This is a genomic window from Burkholderia sp. WP42 (assembly GCF_000745665.1).
Classification (GTDB): Bacteria; Pseudomonadota; Gammaproteobacteria; order Burkholderiales; family Burkholderiaceae; genus Burkholderia; species Burkholderia vietnamiensis.
This window is the reverse complement of the sequence record NZ_JQJT01000020.1, coordinates 105,346-128,720: the sequence shown is the minus strand read 5'-3', so window position 1 is coordinate 128,720 and position 23,375 is coordinate 105,346. Positions and strand designations below refer to the sequence as shown.

At 67.5% G+C, this 23,375-nt stretch carries 22 protein-coding genes; 16 read left to right on the top strand and 6 right to left on the bottom strand.

The genetic code is table 11. The annotated features are described in order from the left end of the window. Nucleotides 1–86 precede the first annotated feature (86 nt). Nucleotides 87–965: a helix-hairpin-helix domain-containing protein gene (locus EX20_RS13425; protein ID WP_011881982.1), complete on the top strand. Its 879-nt coding sequence runs from the start codon at nt 87–89 to the stop codon at nt 963–965. A gap of 34 nt (nt 966–999) precedes the next feature. Here EX20_RS13425 and EX20_RS13420 read toward each other — a convergent pair whose 3' ends face one another. After that, the gene (locus EX20_RS13420; RefSeq protein WP_034193843.1) at nt 1,000–1,425 is read right to left on the bottom strand and encodes a helix-turn-helix domain-containing protein; all 426 of its coding nucleotides are present in this window, start codon (nt 1,423–1,425) and stop codon (nt 1,000–1,002) included. Between the two features lie 193 nt (nt 1,426–1,618). Then, on the bottom strand, nt 1,619–3,133 hold the full coding sequence (locus EX20_RS13415) for an acetyl-CoA hydrolase/transferase family protein (RefSeq protein WP_011881980.1): 1,515 nt from the start codon (nt 3,131–3,133) through the stop codon (nt 1,619–1,621). Nucleotides 3,134–3,778: 645 nt separating this feature from the next. Here EX20_RS13415 and EX20_RS13410 point away from each other — a divergent pair. The 13 genes from EX20_RS13410 (at nt 3,779) to arsA (ending at nt 15,994) form a co-directional block, all read left to right on the top strand. Next, entirely contained in the window at nt 3,779–4,534 is a 756-nt protein-coding gene (locus EX20_RS13410; RefSeq protein ID WP_011881979.1) for a CDP-alcohol phosphatidyltransferase family protein, read from the top strand. Beyond that, the gene (locus EX20_RS13405) at nt 4,531–5,340 is read left to right on the top strand and encodes a HalD/BesD family halogenase (protein ID WP_034193842.1); all 810 of its coding nucleotides are present in this window, start codon (nt 4,531–4,533) and stop codon (nt 5,338–5,340) included. The genes EX20_RS13410 and EX20_RS13405 overlap by 4 nt, the downstream gene beginning before the upstream one ends. Then, a complete protein-coding gene (locus EX20_RS13400) occupies nt 5,337–6,338 on the top strand; it encodes an HpnL family protein (protein WP_011881977.1) in 1,002 nt (333 codons plus the stop codon). The genes EX20_RS13405 and EX20_RS13400 overlap by 4 nt, the downstream gene beginning before the upstream one ends. 35 nt (nt 6,339–6,373) lie before the next feature. Then, complete coding sequence (locus EX20_RS13395) at nt 6,374–7,141, top strand: phosphocholine cytidylyltransferase family protein (protein WP_011881976.1); 768 nt, start codon at nt 6,374–6,376, stop codon at nt 7,139–7,141. Continuing rightward, nucleotides 7,138–8,823, top strand: a complete 1,686-nt coding sequence (gene aepX / locus EX20_RS13390; protein ID WP_034193841.1) for a phosphoenolpyruvate mutase — start codon at nt 7,138–7,140, stop codon at nt 8,821–8,823. Before EX20_RS13395 ends, aepX begins: the two co-directional genes overlap by 4 nt. Continuing rightward, complete coding sequence (aepY, locus tag EX20_RS13385; RefSeq protein ID WP_034193840.1) at nt 8,820–10,001, top strand: phosphonopyruvate decarboxylase; 1,182 nt, start codon at nt 8,820–8,822, stop codon at nt 9,999–10,001. Before aepX ends, aepY begins: the two co-directional genes overlap by 4 nt. Continuing rightward, nucleotides 10,001–11,065: a 2-aminoethylphosphonate aminotransferase gene (locus EX20_RS13380; RefSeq protein WP_034193839.1), complete on the top strand. Its 1,065-nt coding sequence runs from the start codon at nt 10,001–10,003 to the stop codon at nt 11,063–11,065. Before aepY ends, EX20_RS13380 begins: the two co-directional genes overlap by 1 nt. A 133-nt stretch (nt 11,066–11,198) precedes the next feature. Further along, on the top strand, nt 11,199–11,522 hold the full coding sequence (locus EX20_RS13375) for an ArsR/SmtB family transcription factor (RefSeq protein WP_014725081.1): 324 nt from the start codon (nt 11,199–11,201) through the stop codon (nt 11,520–11,522). Nucleotides 11,523–11,639: 117 nt separating this feature from the next. Then, nucleotides 11,640–12,137, top strand: a complete 498-nt coding sequence (locus EX20_RS13370; RefSeq protein WP_011881971.1) for an arsenate reductase ArsC — start codon at nt 11,640–11,642, stop codon at nt 12,135–12,137. A 23-nt stretch (nt 12,138–12,160) separates the two neighbouring features. Beyond that, entirely contained in the window at nt 12,161–13,231 is a 1,071-nt protein-coding gene (arsB, locus tag EX20_RS13365; protein WP_034193838.1) for an ACR3 family arsenite efflux transporter, read from the top strand. Then, nucleotides 13,228–13,392, top strand: a complete 165-nt coding sequence (locus EX20_RS31945) for a hypothetical protein (protein WP_156126947.1) — start codon at nt 13,228–13,230, stop codon at nt 13,390–13,392. The genes arsB and EX20_RS31945 overlap by 4 nt, the downstream gene beginning before the upstream one ends. Beyond that, a complete protein-coding gene (arsD, locus tag EX20_RS33255; protein WP_034193837.1) occupies nt 13,376–14,221 on the top strand; it encodes an arsenite efflux transporter metallochaperone ArsD in 846 nt (281 codons plus the stop codon). The genes EX20_RS31945 and arsD overlap by 17 nt, the downstream gene beginning before the upstream one ends. Before the next feature lie 9 nt (nt 14,222–14,230). Continuing rightward, nucleotides 14,231–15,994 (top strand): arsenical pump-driving ATPase, encoded by a 1,764-nt coding sequence (gene arsA, locus EX20_RS13355; protein ID WP_014725085.1) that lies wholly within the window; start codon nt 14,231–14,233, stop codon nt 15,992–15,994. A 336-nt stretch (nt 15,995–16,330) separates the two neighbouring features. Here the strand turns inward: arsA and EX20_RS13350 are convergent, their stop codons facing one another. Beyond that, a complete protein-coding gene (locus EX20_RS13350; RefSeq protein ID WP_014725086.1) occupies nt 16,331–17,014 on the bottom strand; it encodes a glutathione S-transferase in 684 nt (227 codons plus the stop codon). 135 nt (nt 17,015–17,149) lie between these two features. On the opposite strand from EX20_RS13350, the gene EX20_RS13345 reads away from it, so the two are divergent. Together EX20_RS13345 and pip are read left to right on the top strand one after the other, a co-directional pair. Then, a complete protein-coding gene (locus tag EX20_RS13345) occupies nt 17,150–17,725 on the top strand; it encodes a TetR/AcrR family transcriptional regulator (protein ID WP_011881966.1) in 576 nt (191 codons plus the stop codon). Between the two features lie 521 nt (nt 17,726–18,246). Next, nucleotides 18,247–19,179, top strand: a complete 933-nt coding sequence (gene pip / locus EX20_RS13340; RefSeq protein ID WP_011881965.1) for a prolyl aminopeptidase — start codon at nt 18,247–18,249, stop codon at nt 19,177–19,179. Between the two features lie 40 nt (nt 19,180–19,219). On the opposite strand, the gene EX20_RS13335 is transcribed toward pip, so the two are convergent. The 3 genes from EX20_RS13335 to EX20_RS13325 form a co-directional block, all read right to left on the bottom strand. Then, on the bottom strand, nt 19,220–19,492 hold the full coding sequence (locus EX20_RS13335) for a hypothetical protein (protein WP_011881964.1): 273 nt from the start codon (nt 19,490–19,492) through the stop codon (nt 19,220–19,222). Between the two features lie 185 nt (nt 19,493–19,677). Next, nucleotides 19,678–20,769 (bottom strand): transglutaminase family protein, encoded by a 1,092-nt coding sequence (locus tag EX20_RS13330; RefSeq protein WP_011881963.1) that lies wholly within the window; start codon nt 20,767–20,769, stop codon nt 19,678–19,680. Further along, complete coding sequence (locus EX20_RS13325) at nt 20,763–23,366, bottom strand: circularly permuted type 2 ATP-grasp protein (protein WP_051974438.1); 2,604 nt, start codon at nt 23,364–23,366, stop codon at nt 20,763–20,765. The genes EX20_RS13330 and EX20_RS13325 overlap by 7 nt, the downstream gene beginning before the upstream one ends. Nucleotides 23,367–23,375 lie beyond the last annotated feature (9 nt).

The following is a 23,375-nucleotide window of genomic DNA, read 5'->3' as shown; positions in this document are numbered from 1 at the left end:
GGCCGCGACAATGTGCTGAAATGAAGCGTGCTGCGGCGCATTGCGCGCCGCGTCCATCCCGTTTGCGCTTGCCCCGGTCCCGCGCCATGGAAACGACCATCAGCCACACCGACGAGGAAAACCGGCAGATCGCCGACCATCTGCGCGAGGCCGCGCAGTTGCTTGCCGACCAGGGAGCGAATCCGTATCGGGTGGCCGCCTACCGCGCGTCCGCCGATACGATCGAATCGCTCGACGAAGCGCTGCGCGCGCGGTTCGACGCGGGCGGCGTGGATGCGCTGGGCGCGCTGCCGGCAGTCGGCGCAGGCGTCGCGCAGGCGATCGCCGAACTGCTGGTGAGCGGCCGCTGGCGTCTGCTCGACCGGTTGCGCGGCGACGCCGAGCGCGTGTCCGCGTTCGAGGCCGTGCCGGGCATCGGCCACGGGCTCGCGCTGCGCATTCACGACCAGTTGCAGATCGATACGCTCGAGGAGCTGGAGCGCGCCGCGCGCAGCGGCCAGCTCGAAGCGATCGCGGGCGTCGGCCCGCGACGTGCGGCCGGCATCCGCGCCGCGCTCGACGACGTGTTGAGCCGCCGCCGACGCTGGCAAGGCCATGCGCGCGACGCCGGCCTCGGCACCGAGCCGCCGGTCGAACTGCTGCTGTATATCGATCGCCTGTACCGCAACAAGGCGGCCGCCGGCATGCTGCCGACCCTCGTGCCGCGCCGCCTGAACGCGGACGTCAGCGTGTCGCCGCCCGTGATGCACATGACGAAGGGCGGCTGGCATTTCACCGCCCTGGCCGCGTGCCCTGCCCGCGCGCAGGAGCCGTCCGCGACCGCCGATTGGGTCGCGCTCTATTTCTACGATGCAACGCAGCGCGAACAGTTGCGCACCGTCGTCACCGGGACGCTCGGCGCGCTCGCCGGCAAGCGGGTCGTGCGAGGACGCGAGATGGAATGCCGCGTGTATCACGCGGGATGACGGGCCGTACGGCGTTCTAGCCCGTTCTGGCTCGTCAAGGGCTATCCGGTTTCGTCCGGCGCGCCGGGGCGCGATGCGCGGCGATGCGCAGCAGCTTGCGAAACGACGGACATTCGAGATGGCTCGGCGCCGGACAGGCGGCTGCATGTCGCAGCGCGTCGCGCACCGAGCCGAGGCGGCGGATCGTACGGTCGAGTTCGTCGGCCTTGCGCTCGAGCGTCGCGCGGTCGATCGCCGGTCGGCCGTCCGCGCCGAACATCGCCAGCATGTTATCGAGCGAGAAACCGGCTTCCCGGCCGAGCGCGATCAATGCGAGACGCTCCAGCACCGACGCGTCGTACTGACGCCGCAGCCCATGCCGTCCGCTCGGCACGATCAAGCCCTTTTCCTCGTAGTAGCGCAGCGTCGAGGCGGGGAGCCCCGAGCGGCGCGCGACCTCGGCGATATCCAGACGATTCATGCTTGGCCTCGAGTGAACTTGAAGCCGCAAGATAGTCGCTCGACCGTTCCGATACAAGCGCGACGCGTGCGTGCCGCCGCGGGGGTTGCGGCGTGATTGGAGCCGCCCGCCGCGCATGCAGCGCGGCAGCGACAAATTAACGGCGCGGCGGGGGCGCACGCGCGGCGCACGCCCCACTCCGCGCCGGTCAGGCTCAGACCTTCATCGAGCCGGTGCGCACGAAGCGCTCGTGCCACGACAGCGACTCGGCGAGCAGATGCGGCGTGTGCTTGCCGAAGCTCTCGCGCGACGCGCGCTCGAAGTAGTCCTCGAGCATCGGCCGGTAATCCGGGTGCGCGCAGTTCGCGATGATCTTGCGCGCGCGCTGCTTCGGCGACAGGCCGCGCAGATCGGCGAGGCCCTGCTCGGTGACGACCACCGCGACGTCGTGCTCGGTATGATCGACGTGGCTCGCCATCGGCACGATCCGCGAGATCGCGCCGCCCTTCGCGGTACTGGCCGACATGAAGCACGACAGATAGCCGTTGCGCGCGAAGTCGCCCGAGCCGCCGATGCCGTTCTGGATCTTCGTACCCATCACGTGCGTCGAGTTCACGTTGCCGTAGATGTCGGCTTCGATCATCCCGTTCATCGCGATGCAGCCGAGGCGGCGCACGAGTTCCGGATGGTTGCTGATCTCCTGCGGACGCAGCAGGATCTTTTCGCGGAACGTCGCGATCTCGTCGGCGAAACGCTGCACGGCCGGCGGGCTCAGCGACAGCGCAGTGGCCGACGCGAAGCTCAGCGTGCCGTCGTCGAGCAGGTCGAGCATGCCGTCCTGGATCACCTCGGTGTACGCGGTGAGGTTCGAGAAGCCGGCCGTGCTCAGTTCGGCGAGCACCGCGTTGGTGATGTTGCCGACGCCCGACTGCAGCGGCAGCAGGTTTTCCGGCAGCCGGCCGCGCTTCACTTCATGACGCAGGAAGTCGATCAGTTGCGTCGCGATCTGCTTCGACGTGGCGTCCGGTGCGGAGAACGCGTTGCTGCGATCGGGCGCGTCGGTTTCGACGATCGCGACGATCTTCTCGGCCGGGCAGCGCAGGTACGGTTCGCCGATGCGGTCGTCGCTCTTCGTGAGCGGAATCGGCTTGCGGTGCGGCGGCAGCGCGGTGCCGTAATAGACGTCGTGCATCCCGTCCAGGCCGAGCGGCTGGCGCGAGTTGACTTCGAGGATCACGTGCTTGGCTTGCTCCAGCCACGTCTTGTTGTTGCCGATCGACGCGGACGGAATCAGCAGGCCGTCCTCGCGGATGCCCGCGACTTCGACGATCGCGACGTCGAGATCGCCGTACAGGCCGAACCATGCGTACTGGGCGACGTGGCTCAGGTGGACGTCCTGGTAATCGACTTCGCCGTTGTTGATCTTGTCGCGCAGCGTCGGGTCGGACTGGTACGGCAGACGCATCGAGATGCCGTCGGTGCGGGCGAGCGCGCCGTCGAGTTCAGGCGCGGTCGACGCGCCCGTCAGCACGTTGATCCGGAACGTTTCGCCGCGGGCGTGGGCCGCCTCGATGTGCGCGGCGAGCGCGGCCGGCACGGCCTTCGGATAGCCGGAGCCGGTGAAGCCGCTCATCGCGACGGTCATGCCGGGACGGATCATCGCGGCGGCTTCGTCGGCGGTGCGGACGAGCGAACGCAAAGCGGGAGCAAGGATGCGTGAAGAAGACATGGCTATATATCTGAAGCTTCTGGTCTGTCGTTGACGTCGCGGGGGGTGTCTCCTGAGCGACGCGAAGCCCTTGGGGCCGCGAGGGCGGCCCGGCACCACGGGCACGGTCCGAGTATCGCAGACGCCGTCGTCGCGAAATGTCAGCCCGAATGAAAAAGATTCTTGCCGGATGCGCCTGATATCGAACGGCACTTCTGTGTCAGTCGGTCGTAATTTGACCGAATGCGACAGAAAGCAATTCGAAAGAAAACGGCCATTCTCGCCCGGACAGCTTACGAAATGCTGAACGTCGACCGAGCGAAAACCGTCCGGATCCGGCGTCGGCAACCGGGCAATCCGCGCACGCCGAGCGCTTCGCGAATCGCTGCTGCGAATTGTCGCGCGGCGCCCCATCTCGACCCGTGACCGAGATCAAAGCCGCACGCCCGCGCGGATCCGCGCCGAGCGCCGCTGCGCGGCACGCCGGCCCTTGGCGGCGGCGCCCGGCGAACCCCGCTGGAACCGGTACGATCCGCAGGCGGGAACGCCAATTCACGGGCCCGGATTACAACTAGCCAACACCTCGAATACTCCGTAACACAGGCACATGTCAGGACATTGGTCCAAGGAAAAGCAACAAATTACAATTCCGTATATATTTCGCCGATGGACCAAAGAAAAACCGCCAACCGTTCCGAGCCCCCCCTGCCCCGCACCTGGGATGCGCGGCTCGCGCGCGCGCTCGTCCGACCGCTGATCGACACGCCCGTTACCCCCAACCACCTCACCACCCTGCGCCTGCTGATCGGCGTCGCGGGCGCGTGGTGCCTCGCGCAAGGCGGCTTCGGCTGGATCAACGCCGGCGCGCTGCTGATCGTGCTGTCCAACTTCGTCGACCATACCGATGGCGAGCTCGCCCGCATCAGCGGCAAGTCGAGCAAGATCGGTCACTTTTACGACCTCGCCGCCGATGCGCTCGTCACGGTCGCGCTGTTCGTGAGCATGGGCGTCGGCGTCGTCGCACAGGGCGGCCAGATGATCGCGTCGCCGGTGCTGCTGGGCGCCGCGGCCGGCGCGGCCGTCGCGCTGATCTTCTTCCTGCGGATGCGGATCGAATCGATCGCCGGCAAGGCAGGCACCAAACAGGCATTCGCGGGCGGCTTCGAGACCGAAGACGTCCTCTACCTGCTGCCGCTCGTCACGCTCGTCGACGGCGTGCAGCCGTTCCTGCTCGCGGCGTCGATCGGCGCGCCGCTGTTCGCCGCATGGGTCGTGATCGACTGGTGGCGCGTCGTGCGCCGCGACGGCGCCGCGCAATCGAACGCCGCGCCGCAGGTCTTCATGTCCCCGTCGAGCGGCCGCGCACGCAGCGACCGGCCGGGCGGCACTCAAAATCAAACTGAAATCCAGGCTTCCAAATGACTTCTAGCACGCGCGACGACTCCGTGCTGAGCCCGGCACGCCCCGCGCCTGCGCGCGCGGCGGCAGCCGATCCCGATCGCACCGTGGCCGACTGCGTCGGCCGTCTCGACGTCGATCGCCTGCGCGGCGACTACACGCGCCAGGGATCGTTCCTGTATCTGGACAGCTTCCTGCCGCCCGACGCGCACGCGAAACTCGCTGCCGCCGCGCGCGCGATGCAGGCCGGCCTGAACCGCAATTACCTGCCCGGCCACAAGCAGGGCGGCAGCGTGAGCCGGCACACGATCGACGAACAGGCGCCGTACATCGCCGAGCTGTACCGCTCGAAGGCGCTGATCGGCTTCCTCGAGAAAATCACCGGCGACAAGCTGATGCTGTCGCCGGACGACGATCCGCACGCTTACGCGCTGTACTACTACACGAAGCCGGGCGACCACATCGGCTGGCACTACGACACGTCGTACTACGACGGCCGCCGCTACACGCTGCTGTTCGGCGTGATCGACGATTCGACGTGCCGGCTCGACTACGAACTGCACACCCGTAACCCGGACGTGCCCGACGAAGCGGGCTCCGTGCAGATCGCCGACGGCGGCATCGTGCTGTTCGACGGCGACAAGCTGCGCCATCGCGTCACGCCGCTCGGCCAGAACGAGATGCGCGTGTCCCTCACGTTCGAATACGTGACCAATCCCGGCATGCGGCCGTGGAAGCGCTTCGTCTCGAACATGAAGGACGCGATCGCCTATTTCGGCTTCCGCCAGGTGTTCAAGCAGCTGGCGACGCGACGCGCGACCGGGTCATGACACGCGCTGGCCTGATCCTGCTGTCCGTCGGAACGGCATTGTTCGTCGCGCTGCTCGCGTGGCAAGGCGTCGGCGCGGTCGCGTCGACGTTCCTCGCGGCCGGCTGGGGCCTCGCGCTCGTCGCGGCGTTCCACGTCGTGCCGCTCGTGATCGACGCGCTGGCGATCTCGGCGATGTTCCGCCGCGGCCAGCCCGGCGCCGCGCTCGGCAACGCGCTGCGCGCGCGCTGGGTCGGCGAATCGGTGAACAGCCTGCTGCCGGCCGGTCAGATCGGCGGCCCCGTGCTGATGGTGCGCTACCTCGCGCAGCGCGGCACGCGGATGGCCGACGCGGCCGCCACGGTCACCGTCAGCACGACGATGCAGGCGCTCGCGCAGATGGCGTTCGCGTTGATCGGCATCGCCGCGTTCAGCGCGTATGCGACGCACGAATCGGTCACGCACCTGCGCACGCCGGCGCTGATCGCCACCGGCGTGCTCGGCGCGCTCGCCGTCGCGTTCTACGCGGCGCAGCGGCGCGGGCTGTTCGGCCGCGGCATGCGTCTCGCGTCGAAGCTGCTCGGCCCACGCGACTGGTCGTCGCTCGCGACGCGCGCCGACGCGATCGACCACGCGGTCGGCGCGCTGTACCGCGATCGCGCGAAGGTCGCGAAGACCTTCGCACTGAGCCTCGTCGGCTGGATCGTCGGCACCGCCGAGGTGTGGCTCGCGCTGCACTTCCTCGGCCACCCGGTCAGCTGGCTCGACGCGCTGCTGCTCGAGAGCGTCGGCCAGGCGATCCGCGGCGCCGCGTTCGCGATCCCCGGCTCGCTCGGCGCGCAGGAAGGCGGTTACCTGCTGCTCGCGCCGCTGGTCGGACTGCCGCCCGACGCGGCGCTCGCGCTGTCGCTCGCAAAGCGCGCGCGCGAACTCGCGCTCGGCCTGCCCGGCCTGCTCTATCTGCATTTCAGTGAAAGAAACTGGCAACGGCGCCATGCGCCGCAGCCGCTCGCCGACTGATCGTTCAGATCGCCGGCTTTTTGGTTGGAGAACCCATGCGAGCCATCATTCTTGCGGCAGGCCTCGGCTTGCGCCTGCAACAACCACCCGAGGCGCAATTTCCGAAATGCCTGCTGCGCTTCGACGACGTGTCGCTGCTCGAGCGCCATCTGCGCGTGCTCGACGCCGCGGGCGTCGATGAAATCGTGCTCGGGCTCGGCTTCCAGGCCGCGAAGGTCGAGCAGGAATTGAAGCGCCTCGGCCGCAGCGCCGAGATCGTGCTGAACGAGCGCTACGACCTCGGCAGCGTGCTGACCGTGCACACCGTCGCCGACGCGATGACGCGCGGCGGCGACGTGCTGCTGATGGACGCCGACGTGCTGTACGACGAGAACATCCTGCACGCGCTGGTGGCGAACGCGGACCGCCCGGTCGATCGCCTGCTGATCGATCGCGACTTCGAGGCCGGCGACGAGCCCGTCAAGCTGTGCCTGAAGAACGGCGTGCCGGTGGAACTGCGCAAACAGCTCGCAGTCGATCTCGACTACGACACGATCGGCGAATCGGTCGGCTTCTTCCGCTTCACCGAGGCCACCGCGCGCCGCCTCGCGACGATCGTCGCCGGCTACGTCGACAGCGGCCGCGCGAACCTGCCGCACGAGGAAGCCGTCCGCGATCTGCTGCTCGAGGGCGGCCATTCGTTCGACGTCGCCGACGTCACCGGCATGCCGTGGATCGAGATCGACTTCCCGAACGACGTCGCACGCGCGACCCAAGACATCCTTCCCCTGATCCAACGCACGACCGCAGGAGCCGCACGATGAACGCACGCGAACCCAACTTCTCCGAATCGCGCAGCGCGCGCCTGCGCCGCATGCTGGTCAGCGACCAGCTCGAGTTCCTGATGGAAGCGCACAACGGCCTGTCGGCACGGATCGTCCGCGAAGCCGGCTTCAAGGGGATCTGGGCGTCGGGCCTCGCGATCTCCGCGCAATTCGGCGTGCGCGACAACAACGAGGCGAGCTGGACCCAGGTCGTCGACGTGCTCGAGTTCATGGCCGACGCGAGCGACCTGCCGATCCTGCTCGACGGCGACACCGGCTACGGCAACTTCAACAACGTGCGCCGCCTCGTGAAGAAGCTCGAGCAGCGCGGCATCGCCGGCGTGTGCATCGAGGACAAGCAGTTCCCGAAGACCAACAGCTTCATCGACGGCGAACGCCAGCCGCTCGCCGAGATCGACGAATTCTGCGGCAAGATCAAGGCCGGCAAGGATTCGCAGAGCGACCCCGACTTCTCGATCGTCGCGCGCGTCGAGGCGCTGATCGCCGGCTGGGGGATGGACGAGGCGCTGCGCCGCGCGAACGCGTATGCCGAAGCCGGCGCCGACGCGATCCTGATCCACAGCAAGCTGTCGCGCCCCGACGAGATTCTGCAGTTCGCGCGCGAATGGAGCGGCAAGGCCCCGCTCGTGATCGTGCCGACCAAGTACTACAGCACGCCGACCGACGTGTTCCGCCAGGCCGGCATCAGCACCGTGATCTGGGCGAACCATCTGATCCGCGCGTCGGCCTCCGCGATGCAGGCCGTCGCACGCGAGATCCACCAGAACGAAACGCTGATCAACGTCGAGGACCGCGTCGCGTCGGTCAACGAGATCTTCCGCCTGCAGGACGCCGACGAATACTCGGCGGCCGAGCGCATCTACCTGTCGTCGTCGTCGCGTGCGTCGAACGCCGCGATCGTGCTCGCCGCGAGCCGCGGCAAGGGGCTCGAGGCCGTCACCGAGGACAAGCCCAAGGTCATGCTGCCGGTCGCCGGCAAGCCGCTGCTGCGCTGGCTCGTCGACGGCTTCAAGAAGCATGGCGTGAACGACATCACCGTGGTCGGCGGCTATCGCGCCGACGCGATCGACACGTCGGGCATCAAGCTGGTCGTGAACGAGCGCCATGCGCAGACGGGCGAGCTCGCGTCGCTCGCATGCGCGGCCGAACGCCTGACCGGCGACACCGTGATCTCGTACGGCGACCTGCTGTTCCGCAGCTACATCCTGCGCGACCTCGCGGAGAGCGAGGCGGAGTTCAGCGTCGTCGTCGATTCGTCGCTGACCGAAACCAACCAGAGCGTGCGCGACTTCGCGCTGTGCTCGGCGGCCGACGATCGCGGGCTGTTCGGTCAGAAGACGTATCTGCAACGCGTGTCGAGCGACGTTGCCGCCGGCGCGCCGCACGGCCGCTGGATCGGCTTGCTGAACGTGCGCGGCGCGGGCGTCGAGCGGCTGAAGGCGATGCTCGCAACGCTGCAGGCGCGCGCCGACTTCGACACGCTCGACATCCCGTCGCTGCTCAACGAGCTGATCGCCGCCGGCGAGAAGATCGAAGTGCAGTACGTGCACGGCCACTGGCGCGGCGTCAACGATCTCGAAGACTTCCGTCGCGCGGGCGACTTCGCGCACGGCCAGACGCCGCTGTCGGAGCCGGGCACCGCCAACGGAGGCGCGCAATGATCGAAGCGGCGCAGTTCGTCGAGGCCGCGCGCGAGCGCGGGTTCGACTGGTACGCGGGCGTGCCGTGCTCCTACCTGACGCCGTTCATCAACTACGTGCTGCAGGATCCGACGCTGCATTACCTGTCGGCGGCCAACGAAGGCGACGCGGTCGCACTGATCGCCGGCGCGACGCTCGGCGGCAAGCGCGGCATCGCGATGATGCAGAACTCGGGCCTCGGCAACGCCGTGAGCCCGCTCACGTCGTTGACGTGGACGTTCCGGCTGCCGCAGCTGCTGATCGTCACGTGGCGCGGCCAGCCGGGCGTGCCCGACGAGCCGCAGCATGCGCTGATGGGGCCGATCACGCCGGCGATGCTCGACACCATGGAGATTCCGTGGGAGACGTTCCCGACCGACCCCGAACAGGTCGGCCCGGCGCTCGACCGCGCGGTCGCGCACATGGACGCGACGGGCCGTCCGTACGCGCTCGTGATGCAGAAAGGCAGCGTCGCGTCGTATGAGTTGAAGGCGAACCCGGCGGCCGCGCCGCGCGCGCACGTCGCCGCGCAATCGGGCGCGCGCGCCGCATCGCCGGCCGCGTGGCCGACGCGCCACGACGCATTGCAGCGCGTGATCGCGCATACGCCGGTCGATTCGACCGTCGTGCTCGCGTCGACCGGCTTCTGCGGCCGCGAGCTGTATGCGATCGACGATCGGCCGAACCAGCTGTACATGGTCGGCTCGATGGGCTGCGTGACGCCGCTCGCGCTCGGTCTTGCGCTCGCGCGCCCGGACCTGCGCGTGGTGGCCGTCGACGGCGACGGCGCCGCGCTGATGCGCATGGGCGTGTTCGCGACGGTCGGCACCTATGGGCCGTCGAACCTCACGCACGTGCTGCTCGACAACGGCGCGCACGAATCGACGGGCGGTCAGGCGACCGTCTCGCAGCATGTGTCGTTCGCGGGCGTGGCTGCCGCGTGCGGTTACGCGTCGGCCGTCGAGGGCGACACGCTCGACGTGCTCGATGCGACGCTCGCGGCGCAGGCCGACGGCGCACAGTTCGTGCGGGTCGCGATCCGCACCGGTGTGCCCGACGGGCTGCCCCGCCCGACCGTCACGCCGGTCGAAGTGAAGACGCGCCTGATGCGGCATATCGGCGCCGCACGGACCGAAGCCCACGTTGAAGGAGCCCATTGATGCTGCTGCTCAATCCCGGCCCGGTCACGCTCAGCGAACGCGTGCGCCGCAGCCTGCTGCAACCGGACCTGTGCCATCGCGAAAGCGAATTCTTCGATCTGCAGGACGAGGCGCGCGCGCGACTCGTCGCCGCGTATGAGCTCGATCCGACCGAATGGGCCGCCGTGCTGATGACCGGCTCGGGCACCGCCGCCGTCGAAAGCATGATCGCGGCGCTCGTGCCGCAGGACGGCAAGCTGCTCGTGATCGAGAACGGCGTATATGGCGAGCGCATCACGCAGATCGCGACGCAGTACGGGATCGCGCACGACGTGCTGAAGCACGAATGGATGCAGGCGCCCGATGTCGCGGAAGTCGCCGCGCGGCTCGACGCGGGCGGCTATTCGCACGTCGCGGTGATTCATCATGAGACGACGACGGGCCGGTTGAACGATCTCGGTGCGATCGCCGACGTGTGCCGTGCCCGCGGCGTGAGGATGCTCGTCGATGGCGTGAGCAGCTTCGGCGCCGAGGCGATCGACTTCGGCGGCGGCGTGATCGATGCCGTTGCCGCGACCGCGAACAAGTGCCTGCACGGCGTGCCCGGTGCCGCGTTCGTGATCGTGCGTCGCAGCGCGCTCACGAAGGCCGCGAGCCGGACTTACTATCTCGATCTCGGCCGGCTGGCGAAGCTGCAGGATCAGCGCAATACGCCGTTTACGCCTTCGGTGCATGCGTATTACGCGCTCGTCGAAGCGTTGCGCGAGTTCGACGAAGCCGGCGGCTGGCGCGCGCGGCATGCGCGTTACAAGGCGCTCGCCGATCAGGTTCAGGCCGGGCTCGCCGCACGAGGGATGCCGCTGGTGTTGCCTGACGGTGAATCGTCGGTCGTGTTGCGTGCGTACCGGTTGCCGCAGGGCGTGGCGTATGAAGCGCTGCACGACGGGTTGAAGGCGCGCGGGTTCGTCATCTATGCCGGGCAAGGCGGGTTGTCGAAGGAGCTGTTCCGCATCTCGACGATGGGCGCGATCGAGGCCGCGGATGTCGAGCGGTTGCTGGAGGGGTTTACGGCGTTGACGCGGTGAGTGGTGGTTGCAGGTTGCGTCAAGGAAAAGGCCCGTGAGGGCCTTTTTTGTTGGGTAGTCGATCTTGAACGAATCGAGCAGACCGGACAAATACCTTGTTGCTCCCGCCCATCATTTCGACTATATTCGAAATATGGAAAACAAAGATGCTGTCCGCGCTTTCGCCGCGCTTGCTCACGAACTGCGCCTGAACGTATTCAGGATGCTCGTCGTCGCAGGCCCGGCCGGATTGACGCCCGGCGCCATCGCGGCGCAACTCGACATTCCCAACGCCACCCTCTCGTTCCATCTGAAGGAATTGACGAACGCGGCGCTCGTCACGCAGGAGCGCGATGGCCGCAGCCTGATCTACCGAGCTGCCTTCGAGCAGATGAACGCGCTGCTCGGCTTTCTCACCGAGAACTGTTGCCGCGGCGAGCCGTGCGTCGCCGCGGCCGCCGATTCCTGCAAGTGCTGAAGGATCACGTTCATGAGACGGTTTTACATTCGCGCCGACATCCGCGATCCGGCGGCCAGCGTCGCGGCAGCTCTGCGCCAACTTGTGCGCGACATCAGCAAGCGATAAGGCACGCCCGTGACGACGACCAACGTACTCATTCTCTGCACCCACAATTCCGCGCGCAGCGTGCTCGCCGAGGGCATGCTGAACCACTGGGCGCAGAAGCTCGGCAAGGATGTGCGCGCATATAGCGCCGGCAGCGCACCGAGCGGCCGGGTCAACCCGTTCGCGCTCGAAGCGCTCGCGAACGCGGGCGTCGATACGCGCGACTATCGCAGCAAAAGCTGGGACGAATTCGCAGCCGACGACGCACCGCGCATGCGCATCGTCATCACGGTGTGCGACAGCGCAGCCGCGGAACAATGTCCGTTCTGGCCGGGCGCTCCGGTCAAGGTCCACTGGGGCTATGCCGATCCGTCGAATGCGCCGGGCGGCGATGACGGCAAGCGGCAGGCGTTCGAACTCACGCGCGAGGCCATCGGCTATCGCATGCTGCAATTGCTCGCCCTTCCGCTCGACCGTCTGAGCGATGCCGAACTCCTGCACGCGCTCGACGGCATCCTGAAAAGCTGAGCGCTCCTTTTGCGAATCGCCCCATGACCGCTACCGACCTTACCGCTTCGAACAAGCCGCCCGCGAAGCCGCCCATCGGCTTCTTCGAGCGCTACCTCACCGTCTGGGTCGCGCTCTGCATCGTCGCCGGCGTCCTGGCCGGCCAGTTTTTCCCTGCGATGTTCCAGACGATTGGCCGCATGCAGTACGCGCAGGTCAATCTGCCCGTGGGCCTGCTGATCTGGGTGATGATCATCCCGATGCTCGTGAAGGTCGACTTCGGATCGTTGCACGAGGTACGCCAGCACCTCAAGGGCATCGGCGTCACGCTGGTGGTGAACTGGCTCGTCAAACCCTTTTCGATGGCGTTGCTCGGCTGGCTGTTCATCAAGCACCTGTTCGCTCCGATGCTGCCTGCAGCGCAACTCGACAGTTACGTTGCGGGCCTCATCCTGCTGGCCGCCGCGCCCTGCACGGCGATGGTGTTCGTCTGGAGCCGGCTGACCGGCGGCGATCCGCTGTTCACGCTGTCGCAGGTGGCGCTCAACGACAGCATCATGGTGGTGGCCTTCGCGCCGCTTGTCGGCCTGTTGCTCGGCATCTCGGCCATCACGGTGCCCTGGGCGACGCTCTTCACTTCGGTCGTGCTCTATATCGTGATCCCGGTAGCCGTGGCGCAGTTGCTTCGCAAGGCGCTGCTCGCAAGAGGACAGGCAGCATTCGACGCAGCCATCGCGAAGATCGGCCCCTGGTCCATCACGGCGCTGCTCGCGACGCTCGTCCTGCTGTTCGCGTTCCAGGGCGCGGCCATCGTCGACCAGCCGCTCGTGATCGCGCTGCTCGCGGTACCGATCCTGATTCAGGTGTTCTTCAACTCGGCGCTCGCGTACTGGCTCAATCGCGCGGTGGGTGAAAAGCACAACGTGGCGTGCCCGTCCGCGCTGATCGGCGCATCCAATTTCTTCGAGCTGGCGGTCGCGGCGGCCATCAGCCTGTTCGGCTTCAATTCGGGCGCGGCGCTGGCCACCGTGGTGGGCGTGCTCATCGAAGTGCCGGTCATGCTGCTCGTGGTCCGTATCGTCAACCGGACGAAGGACTGGTACGAGCGGGGGTGATAGATGCTGAAGCGGTCGAACATGAGGGGCAGAACGATGCCAATCTCGCCGCCCAGGACACGCGCCCGATGAGCGGCACGATCGCGAGCGATGCATCGCCATTCCGCGTACGAATCATCACGGCACACTTGAAGGAGCGCGGTCATGAGTACGCCCGTTGACGAAATTCGCCGGGCAGTCGCCACGGACTTCGACCGCATCGTCGCGTTGCTGAACCTGTGCGGGCTGCCGGCCAGCGATCTCGCACCACAGAGCCTCGACGGCTTCCATGTCGCCATACTCGCCGGTGAGATCGTCGGAGTGGCAGGACTGGAACAATCCGGCGATGCGGCCCTGTTGCGCTCGGTCGCAGTTCGGCCGGAAATGCGCCAATCCCGCCTGGGGAGCCGCCTCATCGACGCTTCCATTGCGCTAGCGCAAACGCGATCGCTGCGCGCGCTCTACCTTATTCCGAACGATGAACCTGCGCTCGCGTTCTTTGTGCGGCGCGGCTTCACGCAGATCGAGCGACGCCGCCTTCCCGAGGCGATTCGCGGTCTGCCCGAATTCACGCACCTGTGCCCACAGACGCATCCGTGCCTGTGGAAAGCGCTGAATTTCGATTGCCTTGAGGAAAGCGCCATGAAGAAGCTCGAAGTGTTCGATCCGGCGATGTGTTGCTCGACGGGCGTTTGCGGTGTGGACGTCGACCCGGTGCTGGCGCAATTCGCCGCCGATCTGAAGTGGGTCGAGGCGCACGGCGTGACCGTGGCCCGCTACAACCTGGGTCAGCAGCCGCAGGCATTCGCCGCCAACGCGGCGGTGGTCAAGGAAATGGAAGCGGGTATGGAGCGGCTGCCGATCCTCGCGATCGACGGCCACATCGTATCGACCGGCATGTATCCGTCCCGCCAGCAGCTTGCGCAGAAGCTGGGCATCGCGCTGACGACGGCGGACAAGCCTCATGTCAAGGCCGGCAGTTGCTGCTCGCCCGGCTCCGGCTGCTGCTAGGGAGCGCACATGTCCCTCCCTGACACGCAGACCCGCTATCTGTTCTTCACCGGCAAAGGCGGCGTCGGCAAGACCTCGCTTTCCTGTGCGACCGGGCTGGCGATGGCGGATGCCGGCAAGAAGGTGCTCATCGTCAGCACCGACCCGGCGTCCAATCTCGACGAGGTACTCGGCGTCGGCCTGAGCCAATCGCCGACGGCCGTGCCCGGCGCGTCCAGTCTGTTCGCCTTGAACATCGATCCCGAAGCGGCCGCGCAGGCGTACCGCGAGCGCATGGTCGGACCGTATCGCGGCGTCCTGCCTGCCGCGGCGATCCGCAACATGGAGGAGCAGTTCTCCGGTGCCTGCACGGTCGAGATCGCGGCTTTCGACGAATTCTCCAAACTGCTCGGCGATCCCGCCGCGACGGCCGATTTCGATCACGTCATCTTCGATACGGCACCGACCGGCCATACGCTGCGCCTGTTGACGTTGCCTTCCGCGTGGAACGAGTTCATTTCGTCGTCGACCGGGGGCGCCTCCTGCCTCGGGCCGTTAGCCGGACTGGAGAAGCAGAAGGCGCTGTACGCGGCGACCGTCGAACGACTGTCGAGCGCGGTGGACACCACCGTCGTCCTGGTGAGCCGGCCGGAAGTCGCCGCGTTGCGCGAAGCGAATCGCACGCGGCACGAACTGGCCGAGCTCGGCATTCGCAACCAGGTGCTGGCGATCAATGGCCTCTTTGCCACCGAGCGGCATGACGACGCGATTGCAACCGCGATGGCCGAGCGCGCGCGACAGGCACTGGCCGACATGCCGCGCGAGCTGTCGGTGCTGCCGCAGACGCGCATTCCGTTTCTGCCGCGCGGCACAGTCGGACTGGACGCGCTGCGCGACATGGCGCACCCCGAACGCGTGCGCATGCCGACCGAGCGCCGCATGCCCGACACCGCATTGCCGCCCGGCCTCGGCGGGCTCGTCGACGCGCTGTCGGCTACGGGCCACGGCGTAATCATGACGATGGGCAAAGGCGGCGTGGGCAAGACCACAGTTGCGGCCGCCATCGCCGTCGCGCTCGCGGGGCGCGGACACGACGTGATCCTGTCGACCACCGACCCCGCTTCGCACGTGGCTGCCACGGTCGACGGCGTGGTGCCGCGGCTGAGCGTCACCCGCATCGACCCGGCGCGCGAAGTACAGCAGTACACCGAAGAGGTGCTGGCGAAAGCGGGATCGCACCTCGATGCGGGCGGCCGGGCCATGCTCGAGGAAGACTTGCGCTCGCCGTGCACCGAAGAAATTGCGGTCTTTCGCGCGTTCGCACGGACGGTGGATCAAGGCAAGTCCGGCTTCGTGGTGCTCGATACGGCGCCGACCGGGCATACCATTCTGCTGCTCGACGCTGCCGAGGCTTATCACCGCGAAGTGATGCGCACGCAGGGCGACATGCCGGAGTCGGTCCGCCAGTTGCTGCCGCGTTTGCGCGATCCGGATTACAGCCGCATCCTCATCGTCACGCTGCCTGAAGCGACGCCGGTTCACGAAGCCGAACGCCTGAGCGCCGACCTCGCCCGTGCCGGGATCACGCCATATGCCTGGGTCATCAACCAGTCGCTGTTGGCGAGCGGCACGACCGATCCGATGCTGTGTCAGCGCGGCACGTACGAGGTCCCGTTCGTGCGCCGCGTGGCGGACGATCTGGCGCAGCGCACCGCGCTGATTCCGTGGCTCGCGGAGGCGCCGGTCGGGCCAGTGGGGCTCGAGCATGTGATCAGGGCGGGGGCTGGTGCGTAGCGCGACGCGTCTGGTTGATTTGCCAACCGGCGAATGCGATGTGGACGCTGAGGGCCGGTTGGTGAACGGGTGGCTAAAGCGGGTTTTCCGGTTGGGTGAGCAAGCAATCTGTAGACGCACGTGCCGCCACCGCGTCCTGCCACCCCGCTTTTGCAACGCGACCACCGCGCGCAGGCCTCGGAACCGTTACGATCGACAGATTTATTGCGCAACACTGGCGTCGTCTGATCCGGTATCGATTGAATAGACGAGTCGCCGATGTCGCGTAGGCAGGCCGTCCCCGATTGCAACCAAAGATTGGCCGATCATCGATGACGGTCGGGCGCGGCTGCTATTTCACGCGAACGCCGGCTGGTTCCTCACGCTTGGGCGCTCCTGCATTCTCATGTACCAATCTACAAGGGCCTCGCACTCCGTAGGCACGGGCAACTTCACGATTGACGCAAAGACCAGTCCGCCGATGACGGTGATGTCGGCCATAGAGAACGCATCCCCAGCGACAAATGGCTGCCTTTTCAGAACGTCATTGAAGTAGTGCATGCCTCTCAGGGCTTTGTCGCGCTGACGAAGCCCCCATTCGGCGTTCTGATAGAGCTCGACGTTGGGTCCCAACCCCGGCGTGGCATGGTGGAAATAGACGCTGATCGCGTCGAGCAACTCCAGCTCGGCGCGCTTGCTCATCATGTGGATCACACCCTTTTCGAGTGGTGTCCGGCCGGTCAGCGTGGGCGCACCATCGAGCGTATCGAGGTATTCGGTAATGGCGGTGCATTCGGCAATGCACGTTCCGTCTTCGAGCTCGAGGACCGGCAGCGTTCCCGAGTAGTTTTTCTCGGAGATGAACTCGGGCCTTTTGTGCTCCCCTTTGTAAAGGTCGACCATCACGAACTCGACGCGCGATCGCAGCCCCTTCTCGGCCAGGGCGATACGGACGCGTGTCGGATAGGGTCCTTTGGGGAAATCGTAGATCGTCATGATCGGAAGTTTGGTTACGTCGAAGTTCATGCTGCTGGAAGCCATGCGTGCCTCTCTTAAGCGGTCTGTCACACGGGGGGCGGACGATATCCGGCCTGTCACCTACATCCAACCTAACGTTAGTTAGGTTTACGTTAGAGCGTATAATTGCTCGTGTCAACGGTCGCGGAGGCGGTAGCAGTGAAGAATGATTCAGGCCTGAGCTCCAGGGAGCGAATCCTGGTGGCAGCCACAAAGATTGCGCAGGCCCATGGCTACAGCGGCTTGAATTTCCGTGATCTCGCCGAAGCTGTCGGCATCAAGGCTGCGAGCATCTACCACCACTTCGCAAGCAAGGCCGATCTCGGCGCAGCAGTGGCAAGGCGGTATTGGGAGGAATCAGCAGCGACTCTGGATGCGCTTTTGGCCGAATCCGCAGATCCGCTCGATTGCCTGCGCCACTATCCCGATACGTTTCGCAAGGCGCTTGAGCGCGGCAATCGCATATGCCTGTGTAGCTTCCTGGCTGCCGAATCTGATGACCTACCGGAAACGGTGGTGAAAGAGATTCAGACTTTTGCGGATGTCAATGTTGCGTGGCTGAGCAAGGTGCTGTCCGCCGCGGCCGTGGTCAGCCCCGAGGATATCGAGCGGCGTGCTCGCGCCATCTACGCGGCCGTCGTCGGCGCTCAGCTCGTTGCCAGGAGTCGCTCGGACATTTCTCTCTATGACGGATTGATTGAAAGTTATCGCATCGCTGGTCTTCTGCCGGCATAGCCGCATCGAGCAAACCGGCTTTGCGGCCCTATCGATCACCGCACACGTCACGAAGGCAGAGAGCGACAGCGCCAAATCCTCCTACACGGGAGAGCACACCGTGCGCACCGTCGTCAAATACGACGGCAAGTCGTACGGAATCGACACGTACCGGACCTTCTGGTATTCGCCCGCCGCGATGGAGCGCGTCAAGTAACGCGCCGACGACCTGCGTGTCGCGCGCGATATAGCAAACCCTCCCCGAAACGGTTTCTCGACCAGCAGTAGCTGCCCGTCACGGTCGACAGCGGACAAACGAAACCGGGCAAGGACGCAAGCCGCGCCCGGCAATGCCGAATTCGCGATCGATTCACACCGCCGCGGCCGCCCCACGCCCACAAAACACCGCCCCACACCACCCCAAATTGCACGGGCATAATGACAACCCGTACTCGCCGGCGGCCGCTTCGATGCACGCACAACGATCCGTTGCGGCACCGCAATATCACGCACTTTCGCCGATCCTCACCCGGAGCCTGCCTGTGTACCCACCGATCGAACCCTACGCCCACGGCCACCTCGACACCGGCGACGGCCATCGCATCTACTGGGAGCGCTGCGGCAACCCGTCCGGCAAGCCCGCGGTATTCCTGCACGGCGGCCCCGGCGCGGGCTGCAGCCCCGACCATCGGCGTCTGTTCGATCCCGCGCGCTACGACATCCTGCTGTTCGACCAGCGCGGCTGCGGGCGCTCGACGCCGCATGCGAGTCTCGACAACAACACGACCTGGGATCTGGTCGCCGACATCGAACGGTTGCGCGAAATGGTCGGCGCCGAGCAGTGGCTCGTCTTCGGCGGCTCATGGGGCAGCGCGCTCGCGCTCGCCTATGCGCAGACGCACCCGCAGCGCGTGAGCGCGCTCGTCGTGCGCGGGATCTTCACGATGCGTCGTGCCGAGCTGCTTTGGTACTACCAGGAAGGCGCGTCGTGGCTGTTCCCGGACCTGTGGGAAGAGTTTCTCGCGCCGATACCGGAAGCGGAGCGCGGCGACCTGATGGCCGCCTACCATCGCCGGCTGACGGGCGACGACGAAGCCGCGAAGCTCGAAGCCGCGCGCGCATGGAGCATCTGGGAAGGCCGCACGATCACGCTGCTGCCGAACCCGGCGCTGGCCGCACACTTCGCGGACGGCCACTACGCGCTCGCCTTCGCGCGGATCGAAAATCACTACTTCGTCAATCGCGGCTTCGTCGACGAAGGCCAGTTGCTGCGCGACGCACATCGCCTCGCCGGCATTCCGGGCGTGATCGTGCAAGGCCGCTACGATGTGGCGACGCCGGCCCGCACCGCGTGGGAACTCGCGAAAGCATGGCCGGACGCAACCTTCGAGATCGTGCCGGACGCCGGCCATGCGTACAACGAACCGGGCATCCTGAAAGCGCTGCTCGCCGCGACGGACCGCTTCGCCGCGTAAGCGGCACGAGGCGACATCGCGCGTGCACGCGCGACTGCGCTCACAACGCGGCTTCGACGATGGTCCGGCCGCTGATCGCCCGCTCGACGAGCCGTTCGTCGCCGACCTTGCGGATCGCATCGTCGAGCAGCCCTTCCGGCGCCTCGGTCGCGACCTTCAGCAGCCCCGACAAGCCGCGCGCGTCGAGCACCACCAGCGTCTCCATCGAATCCGCGCGGCTCACGAGCACGCGCCGAAATGCCGGGCCCGCGCCGAAGCTCGCGCAAAGCGCGATCGTCTGATCGTCGAGCGTGTAGTCGAAGTGCTTGATCATGGATGCCGCCCCTGCATTCGGCCGGCGACGCGCGTCGGCGCGCCGTCATCGCGGCGGCGCACCCGCACGTGCCACCGGCGCCGGACCAGCGTGCGATCCGTTCGCCAGCATCACCATGCTAAGCCGGCAGTATTAACGAAGACTTAAACGCAGGACGCGCGGCGCGGGCGGCCGATCATGCCGCGTCACGCTCCCTCGTCGAGCGGCTCGACCGTCACGCCGACCTTCAGCTCCTGATCCGCGCCGCCGCCGCGGATCACGCCGCGCAGCGGCGTCACGTCCGCGTAGTCGCGGCCGATCGACAGCATCACGTAGTCGTCGCCCGGCGCGCGGTCGTTGGTCGGATCGAGCTGCAGCCATCCGCCATCTTCGGGCCACGCCGGATCGTACACGTCGACCCACGCATGCGATGCATCGGCGCCGATCAGCCGCGGCTGGCCGGGCGGCGGCTGCGTCAGCAGATAACCGCTCACATAGCGCGCGGCCAGCCCGAGCGAGCGCAGCGCGCCGATCATCACGTGCGCGAAATCCTGGCACACACCCTTGCGCAAGCGCAGCGCATCGAGCGCGGTAGTCGTGATGTCGGTGCTGTTCGGCGTGTACGCGAAGTCCGCGTGAATCCGCCGCATCAGGTCCCACGCGGCCTGCACCAGCGGACGCTGCGGCGTGAAGCTCACGGCCGCATACGCGGCCAGCTCCGGATCGCACGCGACATGCGGCGACGCGAACACGAATTCGCTCGCCGCATCGTACGGCGCACCGGCGCGGAACCGCAGGCGCTCGCGCACGGCCTCCCATGCGGTCGCATGATCGGCATCGGGGTTCGCGATCGCCGGCGGCGGCGCGCCGCGCGCGCCCCGCGACCACACGGGCGGCGTCACGCGCACGGTGCTGCAGCTGCGCACGAGCAGCGCATCGTGCGGCTGGTTCAGCGCGAACGAGGCACGCGCGTTGCCGAACGCGTCGACGTCGGTGCCGACCGTCTCCGGCACCGGCTCGATGTCGAGCGCGAACGACAGCACCTGCTGGCGCGGCGTCGCGAGCGGCTGCAGCCGCGCCTGGTGCTGCGCCGATTCGACGCGCGCCGCGTAGCGGTATTCGGTGTCGTGCGTGACGCGCAACAAGCGCCCGCGCGCGCCGGCCGATGGCGTCGATGCGGTCGATGCTGCCGATGCGGCGATCGCGCCCTCCGTCTGCTTCGCGCCGACGGCATCGCCAGCCTCGCCGTTCGCCTGTGCCTTCGCCTTCGTCTTCGCCGCATGTTTGCTCGTCACCATAGCGTCCTGCCCGCCTCGCGCACGTGACTGAAATAGCGCTCGCCGATCCGGTTCGACAGATCCCACACGGCCTTCACGGTCTCGTCGAGCGCGGCGAGCAGCCGCTCGTGCCGGCCGCCTTCGGTCTCGCACAGTTCGTGCAGCGACCACGCCGGCACGTCCGGGATCGTCTCGGCCAGCTCGGACAACGCATAGCCTTCGCTGCGCTCGACCTTCGTGAGCCGGCCGCGCAGCGCCTGCACGACCCAGCCCAGCGAGCGCGGGTTGTCGGTGTCGAGCACCAGCAGCGACAGCAGCGGCGCGATGTCGAAGCGGCGCTGGAACCGCGAGCGGAACGTGATCGTGCTGTCGAACAGCTCCAGCACGAGCTCGAAGCCGTCCTGCCGATGCACCGCGCCTTCGTCGAACGCGAACTTCAGCACGCTGCAGAGAAAGTCGAGCCGATCGATCTGCCGGCCGATCGACAGCAGGCGCCAGCCGTCGTCGCGCGTCATGTGGTCGGTCTGCGCGCCGGTGATCGCGCCGAGCAGCAGGCCGACGCGCTCCAGCAGCTGCAACGCCTCGTTGCCGATCTGCTCCTCGGCTTCGGGATGGTCGGCGCTGTCGGCGAACAACTGCGTCGCGTCGTCGATCAGCCGCCACTGGTCGCTCGACAGCCGCTCGCGGATCGCGGCCGCCGCGCCGCGCATCCCGAACAGGCAGGACGCGATGCCCGAGGTGCGATCCGCGCCGCGCGTCAGCGACGTCGCGAGCGCGTGCTGGAACGCGCGCGGCGCCTCGACGGCATTCGGCGCATCGGCGGCGACCAGCCCGGTGTCGCGGCACAACGTGTCGATCAGCTCGAGATGCGCGGGGCTGTCGACGTCGTCCTCGCCGCGCAGGCGCTCCAGCGCCGCACGCGCGAGGCGCATCAAATTGGTCGCGCGCTCGGTGTAGCGGCCGAGCCAGAACAGGTTCTCGGCCGCCCGGCTCGCGATCGCGCGCGGCCGCCCGACCAGATCGTCGGGGCCGAGGCGCGCCTGCAGCAGCGTCGTCGAATCGACGATGCCGTCGGTCATCACCCAGGTATCGACGGTGCTGCCGCCGCGCGGCATCGGCGCGTTGAACAGCGTGTCGCGCGTGCCGACCCGCGACAGCCCGCCCGGCAGCATCCGCCAGCGCTGCGCACCGTCGGCCAGTGCGAACACGCGCAGCAGCAGCGGCTTCGGCACGATGCGCGCGCCGCCGTGACCGTCGGACGTGCCGTTCCCCGGCCAGGTCGGCGCCTGCGACAGCGGCAGATCGGCCTGTATCGTGTAGTGCTCGGGCTGCGCCAGAATCCGCGCGCGCCACTCGGACAGTTGCGCCGACGTGAGCCGCGCGCCGATCACCGGGTCGAATGCGCCGCCGGCCTGCACGTCGGGCGGATACGACGGCTTCACGATGCAGCGCGCCAGTTGCGGCAGCGCGTCGTCGCACGCAGCCGCCTCGCCGCACCACCACGAATGCACGGCGGGCAGCGTCAGCGTTTCGCCGAGCAGCGCCTCGGCGAGCCGCGGCAGGAACCCGAGCACGCCGGGCGATTCGAGAAAGCCGGAGCCCGGCGCGTTCGCGAGCAGCACGTTGCCCGCGCGCACCGCCTGCAGCAGCCCCGGCACGCCGAGCAGCGAATCGGGCCGCAGCTCGAGTGGATCGAGCCAGGCGTCGTCGACGCGCCGCAGGATGCCGTGCACGGGCTCGAGCCCGCCGAGCGTCTTCAGGAACACGTGGTTGTCGCGCGCGGTCAGATCGCCGCCCTCGACGAGTGTCAGCCCCAGGTAGCGCGCGAGATACGCATGCTCGAAATACGTCGCGCTGTGCGGCCCCGGCGTCAGCAGCACGATCCGCGAGTTCTTCGCCGTCGGACTCAACGCCTGCATGCTTTGCAGCAGCGACCGGTACGCGGATGCGAGCCGCTGCACGCGCAGCCCGCGAAACGCGCGCGGAAAGAGCCGCGACACGATCAGCCGGTTCTCCAGCAGATAGCCGAGCCCGGCCGCGCCCTGCGTATGCTGCGCGACGATGCGCCACTGCCCGTCGGGGCCACGCGCGAGATCGAACGCAACGACGTGCAGCCACGTATCGCCCGGCACGCGCGCGCCGCGCATCGCGCGCAGATAGCCGGGATGGCCGGTGACGAGCGCGGGCGGCAGCAGCCCGCGCTCCAGGAGCGTCTGCGGGCCGTACAGGTCGGCCATCGTCGCGTTCAGCAGCCGCACGCGCTGCAGCACGCCGCGCTCGATCGCGGCCCAGTCGTCCGGCGTGACCATCAGCGGCAGCAGATCGAGCGACCACGGGCCGGCGGCGCCGTCGCCCACGCGCTGTTCATGGAGCTGGTAGAACAGGCCGTTCTCGCGCATGCGCCGTTGCAGCGCGTCGGCGCGGCGATCGAGGTCGGCGACGCCGTCGCTGCCGAGCGACGTGAAGAAACTGCGCCACGCGGGCGCGAGCATGGGTGCGTTCAGGCCGGCGGCGCTGCCGCGCAGCTCGTCGTAGCGGCCGGCCGCAGCCGGCGCCGCGAGCGCGGCGGCGAGTTCCGCGGCGTCCGGCTGAGCGCCGGTATCGAAAAGCGTGGGCATCGCGTCGGC

Coding starts and splice junctions, on each gene's coding strand:
- EX20_RS13425 (WP_011881982.1), top strand. CDS start 87: ATGGAAACGACCATCAGCCACACCGACGAGGAAAACCGGCAGATCGCC.
- EX20_RS13420 (WP_034193843.1), bottom strand. CDS start 1,425: ATGAATCGTCTGGATATCGCCGAGGTCGCGCGCCGCTCGGGGCTCCCC.
- EX20_RS13415 (WP_011881980.1), bottom strand. CDS start 3,133: ATGTCTTCTTCACGCATCCTTGCTCCCGCTTTGCGTTCGCTCGTCCGC.
- EX20_RS13410 (WP_011881979.1), top strand. CDS start 3,779: ATGGACCAAAGAAAAACCGCCAACCGTTCCGAGCCCCCCCTGCCCCGC.
- EX20_RS13405 (WP_034193842.1), top strand. CDS start 4,531: ATGACTTCTAGCACGCGCGACGACTCCGTGCTGAGCCCGGCACGCCCC.
- EX20_RS13400 (WP_011881977.1), top strand. CDS start 5,337: ATGACACGCGCTGGCCTGATCCTGCTGTCCGTCGGAACGGCATTGTTC.
- EX20_RS13395 (WP_011881976.1), top strand. CDS start 6,374: ATGCGAGCCATCATTCTTGCGGCAGGCCTCGGCTTGCGCCTGCAACAA.
- aepX (WP_034193841.1), top strand. CDS start 7,138: ATGAACGCACGCGAACCCAACTTCTCCGAATCGCGCAGCGCGCGCCTG.
- aepY (WP_034193840.1), top strand. CDS start 8,820: ATGATCGAAGCGGCGCAGTTCGTCGAGGCCGCGCGCGAGCGCGGGTTC.
- EX20_RS13380 (WP_034193839.1), top strand. CDS start 10,001: ATGCTGCTGCTCAATCCCGGCCCGGTCACGCTCAGCGAACGCGTGCGC.
- EX20_RS13375 (WP_014725081.1), top strand. CDS start 11,199: ATGGAAAACAAAGATGCTGTCCGCGCTTTCGCCGCGCTTGCTCACGAA.
- arsB (WP_034193838.1), top strand. CDS start 12,161: ATGACCGCTACCGACCTTACCGCTTCGAACAAGCCGCCCGCGAAGCCG.
- arsD (WP_034193837.1), top strand. CDS start 13,376: ATGAGTACGCCCGTTGACGAAATTCGCCGGGCAGTCGCCACGGACTTC.
- arsA (WP_014725085.1), top strand. CDS start 14,231: ATGTCCCTCCCTGACACGCAGACCCGCTATCTGTTCTTCACCGGCAAA.
- EX20_RS13350 (WP_014725086.1), bottom strand. CDS start 17,014: ATGGCTTCCAGCAGCATGAACTTCGACGTAACCAAACTTCCGATCATG.
- EX20_RS13335 (WP_011881964.1), bottom strand. CDS start 19,492: ATGATCAAGCACTTCGACTACACGCTCGACGATCAGACGATCGCGCTT.
- EX20_RS13330 (WP_011881963.1), bottom strand. CDS start 20,769: ATGGTGACGAGCAAACATGCGGCGAAGACGAAGGCGAAGGCACAGGCG.
- EX20_RS13325 (WP_051974438.1), bottom strand. CDS start 23,366: ATGCCCACGCTTTTCGATACCGGCGCTCAGCCGGACGCCGCGGAACTC.